The sequence below is a fragment of the Bradyrhizobium sp. CCBAU 51765 genome (assembly GCF_015291725.1).
Taxonomy (GTDB): Bacteria; Pseudomonadota; Alphaproteobacteria; order Rhizobiales; family Xanthobacteraceae; genus Bradyrhizobium; species Bradyrhizobium liaoningense.
Map to the genome: position 1 here is coordinate 7,258,950 of NZ_CP030038.1, position 10,261 is coordinate 7,269,210.

Genomic DNA, 10,261 nt, shown 5'->3' on the forward strand with positions numbered 1-10,261 from the left:
GTCGCCATTCGTGCTCGGCCTTTCTTCCCATGCTTGCCATTGTGCTGCTTGCGGGTTGCGTTAACTCGCGCAAGTCGGATCTTTCAGAGCAGCCGACGTCTGCGGCAGAGCTGGTCGGGGCCAAGGAGGTCGATCCAGCTATGCGCGAGCGCATCGCTCTCGCCCTCGGTCCGGATGTTGACGAGAAGGCTTTGCGCGATGCGCTGAAGCAACGACCGGATAATGTTGATGCCGCGATTCCTCTTGCGCGGGCTTTGCTGGCACGCAAATGCCCGAATGATGCGCTTGAGGTGCTCGACGGGATCTTATTGGCAGCCCCTGGCGACCTGCGCGCATTGAATGCCAAAGCAGTTGTTCTCGATCACGAGGGCCGACATCGGGAGGCCCAAGAACTTTACCGCCAAGCTCTCGCAGCGGAACCCGCAAACCCGATGCTGCGCAATAACTTCAAACTGTCCCTCGCTCTTGAAGGTAAGACGGAGACCGGCGGCGCCAACCCAGCACCACAGGCGGACGGCCCGCACTTCGCGGCGCTATCTCGAACGAGCCCATGCGGGACCGGATCGGAACGGTAACGTCTTGATGCTTAGCTATCAGCATGCCGACAGCTAGGCTTACCATCAACGCGGAACACTCAATCGGCGAGCAGCCCCGGCGACCTCGTCGATACAAATGGGAGGCTTCATGTTTCAGCGCACCAGAAATTTATCCGATATCAAATGCGCTTCCGAGGCCGATGAAATGAGAACGCGCGCGACTAATGACCGGTACTACGCGCATCGCCAAAATTTCGCCGGATATACTCTCATTCCTGAATTCGGCGCCATCGAGTTTCTCCTCTGATTCATTTTCGACTGCAGTCCCGCCATACGCACTGGTCGAGAGCCACCAGTGGTTGAGATCAAGATCTTCAATCGGGAACAAGCTGGCAGGGTTTTATGGCGGACACATCGAGCATATTGCTGCGAACCCGCAGCGATACTCTAGCTCGGGTGTCCTGAAAGGCTAAACGCACAGTGGAATTGCGTTTTGCTTCGGCACGAAGTCTGGTTCGGTGAAAGCGCGATATTTCACCTATCAGCTCGGGAACACGAGCACCGGGCTCCTGAGAACGGAAGCCGGAGGTCGCCCGAGTGAGCTGTTCAAGCGCAAAAATGATCGGCGCGAGCAATTTCCTGGGTGAGATGGCCTCACCTCAATAAAAGATTTCCGGGCTACTCATCCGCTTGTCGATAATGCGGGCCATATGTTGCTTGAACATCAGCTCCGGATCGACGGCAACGAACAGCTCGTCCTCTCTCACTCTTTCAATCCGGCAGCGAAAGCCCGCGCAGCAGCGTTTGACTTGTTGAGGTAAGTGACTCGATGATGGTGCTTGATCCCACCAAGAAGGAGGACAAATGGAAAAACAAAGGATGCAAATGGTAACGAGCAGGCAAACCGCCTTTGTATCCTGCCGCGACTGAAGGCAAGAGCGGCAACGCCAGGTGTACCGAGAGTGCGGCAAAGCCCGCCAGCGATCCGCATGATGATGAATATGACTTTATGTAGAACGCACAGGCTCTACACGAAGATAACCGATGTCATTGGCCAAATCGACTTTAGGGAGGTCAGCCTCGCATCTCATGCCCTTCGCCATATAATTCTTGATCAATGATTTCTGCATCCGCACGGGATGGCGGAATTGAGCTTGATAAGCGCAGGTTCCGCTTTCCTTGCGCGGCGCAACATCGGAAACTGGATCGTTTGGCCAGCATTGCCTGTCATGATCCGACCTATTGGCCAGGTGGTGGATACTTTTCATCGTCGAGCGCAATCAAGCAGGACGTGCAGCAGAACAACTGAAGTATCTCTCGATCTCTGCGATCGCGCGCTCCTCCCACTCTGCAGCTTGCGCTAGCAATGAGTCCCGTTGGATTGGCCGAAATGTGGCTGACTGACGGCACAACGAAGCTATCGCGCGATAGCGGCGCACGTTTTCCATAACGGCCGGTCCGCTCATGTGTGGATCTCCTCCCCTGCTATCCCGGGCAAGAACTTGCTCGAAAACCGTTTTCGATCCGTTAGCGGTCGGAGTCGAAGCCGTGAATGGTTGGCAGAACCTTGCCGGCATGACGGGGCCGAAAAAGAATGTTTTCCACAAGGATCACATCCACATAAAACCGCTCGGCGGTGCTCCATCCGGGCGCTTCTGCACCCGTTGGCTCAGCTTATTGGTTGGATAGCGGAGTTAGCAGCAGCTAGCGCGAGCGAGGCACGTTTCGGCTTGCAATCTCAATCAGGATAACTGTGAACTGGCCTGTCTTTGGGTTCCTCACTAACTAATTTGAGCAATCCGTTTATTGGTGATTTGAAAGACAGAGAGCCGGTGCTTTGTCGCCATCCTTTTTCCTCCATAAACAGCAAACGGCACGCAACTGTGACTTCCTCCGTCTCATCGAAAGCTAGCGAGATTGAGCAGCTGTTTACCTCGCCGGTCGACAACCGAAATGCTGCTTGCGACGGATCCTCTCAATCGCGCAACCCTCGGCAATCTACCAGGTAGCGTAAGCTTATCGCATAACTTTCCGAGTCTCTTCCGTAGCTCCGTTTACTTGATTAGCGGTGCGCTTGCGCGGCCGGAGTGCACAGGGATTTCACTGAGAATTTAGCAGAATCGAAGAAGGCCAGAGATACTCATCGATCCTCATGGGAAGTAGTATCGCCGCAATCCCGAAAATTAAAGGGCTATGGGAACGAGACTAACGTTCGGGATCCAGTTGGACGCAGACTACCACCATTGGTCCACACCCGATTGATGCCGGGCCTCCCATCGGATGCCACGTGTGCCGCAAATCGTGCTTCAAAACGTGCCGCAGTCCTACCCCTCAATATGCGGCACCGTCGATCTGGTGAAACTATCGTGGCTGTCAGCATGGCGGCCCGCCAGAGCGCCCTCGCGAGGTCAAGTGAGGCCGTTTTAGACCCGGAACTAGCAATGACAAGTGTCCCTGGTTTTGCGGCCGCGTGGATCACAAAAGGCTAATGCGCCATTCAAGGGGACGCTTCAGCCGGCCGAAAGACCTCTGGCCATCAGCCTACCAAAACAAGGAGGCGACGGGCTCTTGTTTGTAGCATATGCTCTGCGAGCGTACGGACGACAGCAATTGTGCGCCGGCGCGCTCGCATCCTACGGGTTTAGGGGCACTTGGATGATCACGCCGTTTCGACGGAACTGGAGTCCAAAAGAGTTATTCAATACTCTTACGCCAGCGATGTTCGCCGCCGAGCCGCCGGCTGTCCGCGCACGTTGGGACAAATTGTGGCCTGATCTGTACACTGAATATGACGCCCGGTACTTGAAACAAGAATTAGTCGCGAGAAATCTTATCGCTTCCGATGAAGCTGCTGCATTCTTTAACGCCTGGGCGATTGACGAAGAGCGCCACACCGACGGATTCATCCGGATCATTGAACTTGTCGCCAATGGATCCGAGAGGACTCTTCGGGAGAGATTGGAGGCTCGATCTCATGATTTTGGGCCGATCGTTGAACACCTGAAGGACGAGTTTTCCGTGATGGTTATGATCGCATTTGATGAAATGTGCACTTGCCGCGCCTATGCAGCAGAAAAGCCGTTTTATGACGCCCTTGGGAACACCACGTTCCATCATTGGCTGCGGCAGGTAATTGCTGACGAGGCGGTCCACTCGATGAACGCCGTTAATGTTATCCGCTCGCGCTATCGCGACCGCATTGGCCAAGTCGGCACAATTCTCGACAACCTAATCCGCGCGGCGGATAACCTATGCTATTCTGGCACCTTCGTCCTGGACTACTTTGGCGCAGTGTACTCCAAGGAGCTGCTGGCAGACTCCCGCCTCGCTACCATGAGAAATATTGCCAAGCCACTCATCGTGTAGAGCGAGATCTGTAACCGCGAGCCTACGGACAATTGCTCGGACGTCATACCGCCAGCTCAATCCAGCTCTTCTGCAAGTTTTCCATTGTGCCAGTTGACGCCAGGTTATCCCTGACGCGTTGTCTGTAAATGTCGTGTTGACGACATGTCGACGGTTCACCTTTTGCCAGGATGGTAGGTGCCAGTTCCGTTTTGTATCCACTTGGCGTGCGCGCGGCCGTGAGTACACCACTCCAGCAACTGGTCCGGTCTTTGCTCTGCTGTTTGGCAGACAACGAGCGGCTCCGCGCTTTGTCGGATTTGTCTGCCGTGAACGTGGATCAGCATGGAATGAAAGGCGCTACCATGAAGAATCTGATTTCGGTCACCGCCGAGGCAGGAGGTACCGCCGCTAATACTTCCGGCTCGACGACGCCCACCGCGCCGGCGGTCGAGCACAAGATGGATGACAGCACTGACTTATATCTACCTGAAGAGGAGAGCGTCCTTGCCGACAGGGTCAGATCGGATCGACCCGCTAGCTTCACGCTTCAGAACGGCCTCCAGGTGCTCGTGATCCCAGATCATCGCACACCCGTTGTGACTCAGATGATCTGGTATAAGGTCGGCTCCGCCGACGAGCCGCCTGGCAAATCGGGGCTTGCGCATTTCCTCGAACACCTGATGTTCAAGGGCACCTCCAAACATCCGGCTGATGCCTTCTCCACGGCCGTCCTGCGCGCCGGCGGCAATCAGAACGCCTTCACCGGGCTTGACTACACCAGCTATTTCCAGCACGTGCCGCGCGAGCACCTCGGCAAGATGATGGAATTTGAAGCCGATCGCATGACCGGTCTCATTCTCAAAGATGAGGACGTGCTTTGTGAGCGCGACGTCGTACTGGAGGAATTCAATATGAGGGTCGCCAACAATCCACGTGAACGTCTCGCCGAGCAGATGATGGCGGCGCTTTACCTCAACCACCCCTACGGTCGCTCCATTATCGGGTGGCGCCATGAAATCGAAAATCTTACCCGAGAGGATGCGCTTACCTTCTACAAGCGCTTCTATGCACCGAACAACGCGATCCTGATTGTCGCTGGCGACGTCGCCCCCAAGGAAATCCGCTCGATGGTGACGGAGACATTTGGCGGCATCCCCACGCAAGCATCAATTCCCCTGGAACGCCTGCGGCCGCAAGAGCCGACGCCGGCAGCGCCGCGCACAGTGACGTTGGCCGATGCCCGCGTCGAGCAGCCAGCCCTGCACCGCTATTATCTTGTACCATCGGCTCGCACCGCGGCCGCGGGCGAGGGTCCAGTGCTTGACGTGCTCGAGCAGTTGATGGGCGGCGGCGTCAACTCATACCTCTATCGCTCGCTGGTGGTCGAAAAGCAGCTCGCCGTCACTGCCGGAGCGAGCTACCACTCTGCCGCGCTCGATCCCTCGCTATTGGCGATTTTTGCCCTACCAAAATCCGGCGTCAAACTCAGCCAGATCGAGTGCGCCATCGACGAGGTAATAGCCGACATTGCGGGTAATCCCCCGAGCACCGAAGATCTCGAGAGGGTCAAGACGCGGCTGATCGCGCAGGTGACCTATGTCCAGGACAATCAGGAAATGCTAGCCCGCTGGTATGGCCGCGGCCTGACAACGGGACTATCCGTCGACGATATTCGGGGATGGGCCGACGGCATCCGCGCGGTCGGTGCACAGCAGGTGCACGACGCCGCGCCGAAATGGCTCGACAAGAAACGATCGGTGACCGGCTATCTCATCAAAGAGTCCACCCCAAAACAGGGGGAGAAGCTCTAATGATCCATCCTTGCACACGACGTGAGATCCTCCTCGGGGGAGCCTCGCTCTCAATCGCGATGCTCGCTTCGCCCAATTCGCTTGCCGCCACGAGGACGCTTGCCCGGACCGGGATCAAGCGCCTGGTTTCATCTTGCGGTATAGAAGCCTGGTTCGTGCAGGATTCCACTGTCCCGTTGATCGCGATGGAATTTGCCTTCACCGGCGGCGCGACTCAGGACCCCGAACAAAAACCTGGCGTGAGCCACATGGTCGCTGGCCTGCTCAAGGAAGGTTCCGCCGGGCTTGACTTCAAGACCTTCCATGAGCGGCTCGACCATCGTGCCATTGATCTGCATTTTCACTCGACCCATGATCACTTCCGAGGTTCCTTGCGCACGCTCAAGGACAACGCAGACGAAGCCTTCGACCTTTTACGGATGGCGCTAACCTCGCCCCGCTTCGACGCGACCGACGTCGAACGGATCCGTGCCACTGTGCTTGCGCGCCTTCGGCACGACTCGACCGATCCTTCGTCTCTGGCCCATCTCAAGTTCCTCGAAGTCGCCTTTAGCGATCATCCTTATGCTCGCCCAGCCGGGGGCTCGCTGGAGAGCGTGCCGAAAATCGAGATCGCGGATCTCAAGGGCTATGCCCGGCGCGTGATCGCAAAAGACACTCTCAAACTTGCGGTGGTCGGCGACGTCCGTCCAGAGGTCCTCTGCAAACTGCTCGACAAGACCTTTGGCAGCCTGCCGACCGAAGCGGAAGCGGCGCCGGTTCCTGAAGTCGTTGCAGCAAAGCCGCCACGGCGGCTCTTTATTCCGCTCGACGTGCCGCAGACAGTTGTGACTTTTGGCGGTCCAGCCTTCCGTCGCAGCGAGCCCGATTTCATGGCAGCCTATGTCGTCAACCACATCCTCGGCGGCGCCGGCCTGACGTCGCGTCTGTTCCGCGAAGTCCGCGAGAAACGCGGACTAGCCTATTCGGTTCGTGAGAACCTGGTCTGGCTGGATCATTCAGCCATGTTTCTCGGGAATAGTGGCACCTGCGCCGATCGTGCCGACGAAACGGTCGAAGAAATCGAGAAGCAGGTCCGCGACATCGCCGAGGAGGGACCCACTCAGCAGGAACTCGATGATGCAAAGTCCTACCTGAAAGGGTCGCAAATACTGGCTCTCAACACATCATCAAAGCTTGCGCGGACGCTGCAGCAGCAGCAGCTTGACAAGCTGCCCATCGACTATTTCGAAAAGCACAACGCCGTGGTCGATGGGGTGACGTTGGCGGACGCCAAGAGAGCGGCACGGCGGTTGTGGGGCGATGGTCTGCTCACAATTATCGTCGGCCGCTCCCCCAGGGACGCAGCGCAACCGACCACCATGCCACCGGCGATCACACCTCCGCCAGGCGCTCAGCAACTAGACGCCGCCCCGACGGCTCCACCGAATTGACGTTCTAGCAACCCAGGCGCTTGGCAAGCCCCTGGCTGTTGCGCGCAGACTGGGTCTAACCACCGGCTTCAGCCTGCAGAGATATTCGCTCGTGGACAGTTACCATGCGGCCGCTCAAGCACCGTTTTTGCTCAAGCGCGTTGCCAAACAAGCAGTCCGGGTTGAAGTCTTTAGGACAACCAAATGCAAGATAGAAATCGGGGCTCCGCGAAGACTAAGTTGAGGCACTGTCGTCCTGCCATTGGGCAATAGCTCGGACGTGGAGATAACCGCTTACTAAATGGCTTGCCCTAATTCTTTTCATTTCCAGCCCAACCAGCGATGGCCGGATTTTCAGGATCATCTCAGTACTTGTCTGCCGAAAAGACGACGATCTGATCCAGCAGACCCTTTGATGATTGTCCAAGCCATAGTCGTACCGCGTAACACCGCCTTTACTCTTCGCTGAGCTCGCAATCTGACGCTACGTAAGATTCGGTTGCTTTATGCCGATCTAGATAGCGGCGTCGATAGATAACCTATGGCGATGCGACGACCACAGGCATACCGCTGGTTCTTGGCGCCTTTTCAGCCGCTTACAAACCTCACGTAGATCACCACCACAAGTGATTCACTCCCCATTCGCGGTGTGCGTTGTCGTTGCCATCTAAGGACGTCACTCGCTTGATGTTGACAATGTTCATCGGTTGAAGAGCTCTCGCGTCCGAAGAGTCATTGCCCCTTCTTTCTGCCATGTTCGCACCCAAAGCAGAGACGCGCCGGTTGCGCAATTTGCGCGCGGCAATAGCAAGTGTCTCAGGAGATTTCCATGGTGAAGCCAGTTGTAATTGTGGTAGGTGCGGACAAGGGAGGAGTCGGCAAAACGACCGTATCACGAACGCTACTGGACTACTTCAGCGTCAACAACGTGCAAACACGCGCATTCGACACGGAGTCGCCTCGGGGAACGCTGAAGCGCTTTTATCCCGAGATCACCGAGATCGTTGACATGACGGTGACAGCGGACCAGATGAAGATCTTCGATACCCTGAACTCAGGGCTGTCCGTTACTGTCATTGATGCTCGCGCAGGCTTACTGTCCTCCGCGCTGGCTTCCTTGCGCGACATCGGATTTCTGGACTCGGCGCGGTCTGGCCAGATAACGTTCGCGGTGTTCCATATCCTGGGATCATCCATCGCTTCGTTAGACGAGATCGCGGAGACCGCGACCTTCATGAACGGCGCAAAGTACTACCTAGTCAAGAACTTCATCAACGACACTCAATTCTTCCAGTGGGATCAAGCGACCTATAATTCCTATTTTCACCGCATCAAACATGCGACTGAGTTGGTCATACCGAAGCTTAACGAGATGGCTTATGAGCAGGTGGAAGTCGCATCCGTCCCATTCATAGACTTCGTCGCGAACAAGGGGCGGAACGATGAACCCGCGAACAACTCCTTCGTGCTGCGCGGCTATGTCCGTCACTGGCTGGCAAATGTCTGGAGCGAATTTGATCGCATCAACTTGACGGAATTGGCCGGCGCCAAGTCCGCCACCCGGGCCGGCGAGAAGTAGTCGCATATCGGCGAGCTCAGGTCGGGCCCACGTACGAAACGAAATTGATCTGCCGGCTATGTTAGCGACCCCCATCTACATCATTTGCTCTCCTAGCCCGCAGGTCGGTAAAACTCTCATCGCTCGGGCCATGAGCGAGTTCTTGCTGCTGAAAAATGGCACAGCACTGTCGTTTGATGTCAACTTGAAAGAGCCGTCGTTGCTCGACTACCTCCCCAACATCACGGAGACCGCGGATGTGACCGACACTTATGGCAAGATGCAGCTGATGGACCCTCTTATCATCCACGACCGGGTAGCCAAGGTAATCGATCTCGGCTTTCACGCCTTCGACGAATTCTTCAGGATGTGCGAAGAGATCGGCTTCATGAAGGAGACGGCGCGCTGCTATGTCGCGCCCATCATTCTCTTCATCGCGGGCGCTGACCGCATCTCCTTTCGCGGTTATGAAATGCTGCGGCGGCGAATTCCGGCGGCATCGCTGGTCATCGTCCACAATGAATTCGTGCTTCGTAGCGAATTACCTGAAGCGATGGATGGCGAGCGGGTGCTTCGGATTCCCGCTCTTCCGCTGTTCCTCAAGAGATATATAGACCGGCTTGGCTTTTCATTCACTGGATATCTACGCAACGAGAATGACTGGTCCACCGAGCTGCATCAATGGATTCGACGGAACTACAGCATGTTTCGCGATCTGGATACGAGTGTGATGCTGAGAAAGGTCTATCGACCTCGGGGCACGGATATCGACAGCCTACGTTGCACAAGAGCCACTTGAGATTCCGATCTGCCTACCATCTATTCGTCCGGCCTATGGGTTGGTCTTCGATGGCGCTCTCAACGGTCTCGCACGCATGAATTGCGATTTACGACCCTTCAGTGGACTGCGCATCTTTGCTCACCGAACGAACGGGCGGGAAAGTCGCGAGTCTTCGGATGCAATTATTCGGCAGGAATGCGGAGCCAAGGAATGGCCGCTCGATGACCATCGCTATGCTTGATACTCCAGGGACGAAGCATCTGTGATGACTTCAATTGATGATGCATTAAGTGAGATCAGATCGCTGCGGAGCGAAATCTGGCGGTGCCGTCGACTCCTTAAAACGGACCTACCTGGCGCGGAGCGCGAGGCCGTTGAGAATCGTCTGGTTGAACAACTTTCTGCCTTTGAACGGCTCTTGTCGACGGCGTTTCCTTTGACCTTGAGCCCGAAACGGTATTCGGCCAAGAGCATCACGATCGGGCAAACTGATTCCCTTGAAGCACCCATCGGCAACGCCGCAATGGCATCAAGCAGTTCCTTCGGGAAGTCGATGGGCGGATAACAAAAGAGGTTTCCTGCTCTATCTGTATCTTGAGCCCGGCAGTCGAAACCAGGCTATTCTCCAGCTGAGAAACCTGACGAAGAGCACGACGGAACAACCTCCAACGCTAACGTTCCGGCGACGTTTTGCCAGTTATAGCCGACTTAGCCACCTGCCGGAAAATACTTGGTTGCCGACCGCAACGCCATAGATTGATGGGCAGCACGAATTCCTGCAGATGTCCTGCCGTAACCACCGCAGTTACGCAGAT

Annotated in this window: 9 protein-coding genes; 8 read left to right on the forward strand and 1 reads right to left on the reverse strand. The window is 56.2% G+C overall.

Annotated elements, in window-relative coordinates; translation table 11 throughout:
• Positions 1 to 29 precede the first annotated feature (29 nt).
• Complete coding sequence (locus XH96_RS33665; protein ID WP_194389701.1) at positions 30 to 575, forward strand: tetratricopeptide repeat protein; 546 nt, start codon at positions 30 to 32, stop codon at positions 573 to 575.
• Between the two features lie 109 nt (positions 576 to 684).
• A complete protein-coding gene (locus tag XH96_RS39540) occupies positions 685 to 843 on the forward strand; it encodes a hypothetical protein (protein WP_246789869.1) in 159 nt (52 codons plus the stop codon).
• Between the two features lie 973 nt (positions 844 to 1,816).
• On the opposite strand, the gene XH96_RS39545 is transcribed toward XH96_RS39540, so the two are convergent.
• Positions 1,817 to 2,002 (reverse strand): hypothetical protein, encoded by a 186-nt coding sequence (locus XH96_RS39545; RefSeq protein ID WP_092218283.1) that lies wholly within the window; start codon positions 2,000 to 2,002, stop codon positions 1,817 to 1,819.
• Positions 2,003 to 3,191: 1,189 nt separating this feature from the next.
• Here XH96_RS39545 and XH96_RS33675 point away from each other — a divergent pair.
• From XH96_RS33675 to XH96_RS33700, 6 genes are all read left to right on the forward strand, one after another.
• The gene (locus XH96_RS33675; RefSeq protein WP_231164220.1) at positions 3,192 to 3,902 is read left to right on the forward strand and encodes a hypothetical protein; all 711 of its coding nucleotides are present in this window, start codon (positions 3,192 to 3,194) and stop codon (positions 3,900 to 3,902) included.
• Between the two features lie 440 nt (positions 3,903 to 4,342).
• Positions 4,343 to 5,695 carry a pitrilysin family protein gene (locus XH96_RS33680; RefSeq protein WP_194394370.1) on the forward strand — a complete coding sequence of 451 codons (1,353 nt, stop codon included), beginning with the start codon at positions 4,343 to 4,345 and terminating at the stop codon, positions 5,693 to 5,695.
• The gene (locus XH96_RS33685; protein WP_371739908.1) at positions 5,695 to 7,128 is read left to right on the forward strand and encodes a M16 family metallopeptidase; all 1,434 of its coding nucleotides are present in this window, start codon (positions 5,695 to 5,697) and stop codon (positions 7,126 to 7,128) included. Before XH96_RS33680 ends, XH96_RS33685 begins: the two co-directional genes overlap by 1 nt.
• Before the next feature lie 808 nt (positions 7,129 to 7,936).
• Entirely contained in the window at positions 7,937 to 8,686 is a 750-nt protein-coding gene (locus XH96_RS33690) for a hypothetical protein (RefSeq protein WP_092218284.1), read from the forward strand.
• Positions 8,687 to 8,744: 58 nt separating this feature from the next.
• On the forward strand, positions 8,745 to 9,464 hold the full coding sequence (locus tag XH96_RS33695; RefSeq protein ID WP_092218285.1) for a hypothetical protein: 720 nt from the start codon (positions 8,745 to 8,747) through the stop codon (positions 9,462 to 9,464).
• A gap of 247 nt (positions 9,465 to 9,711) precedes the next feature.
• Positions 9,712 to 10,011, forward strand: coding sequence for a hypothetical protein (locus XH96_RS33700; protein WP_246789870.1), 300 nt, complete (start codon positions 9,712 to 9,714; stop codon positions 10,009 to 10,011).
• Positions 10,012 to 10,261 lie beyond the last annotated feature (250 nt).

Bases quoted from the DNA above. Each gene is read 5' to 3' on its own strand.
- XH96_RS33675 (WP_231164220.1), top strand. From the start codon at position 3,192: ATGATCACGCCGTTTCGACGGAACTGGAGTCCAAAAGAGTTATTCAAT.
- XH96_RS39545 (WP_092218283.1), bottom strand. From the start codon at position 2,002: ATGAGCGGACCGGCCGTTATGGAAAACGTGCGCCGCTATCGCGCGATA.
- XH96_RS33690 (WP_092218284.1), top strand. From the start codon at position 7,937: ATGGTGAAGCCAGTTGTAATTGTGGTAGGTGCGGACAAGGGAGGAGTC.
- XH96_RS33665 (WP_194389701.1), top strand. From the start codon at position 30: ATGCTTGCCATTGTGCTGCTTGCGGGTTGCGTTAACTCGCGCAAGTCG.
- XH96_RS33695 (WP_092218285.1), top strand. From the start codon at position 8,745: ATGTTAGCGACCCCCATCTACATCATTTGCTCTCCTAGCCCGCAGGTC.
- XH96_RS39540 (WP_246789869.1), top strand. From the start codon at position 685: ATGTTTCAGCGCACCAGAAATTTATCCGATATCAAATGCGCTTCCGAG.
- XH96_RS33685 (WP_371739908.1), top strand. From the start codon at position 5,695: ATGATCCATCCTTGCACACGACGTGAGATCCTCCTCGGGGGAGCCTCG.
- XH96_RS33680 (WP_194394370.1), top strand. From the start codon at position 4,343: ATGGATGACAGCACTGACTTATATCTACCTGAAGAGGAGAGCGTCCTT.
- XH96_RS33700 (WP_246789870.1), top strand. From the start codon at position 9,712: ATGACTTCAATTGATGATGCATTAAGTGAGATCAGATCGCTGCGGAGC.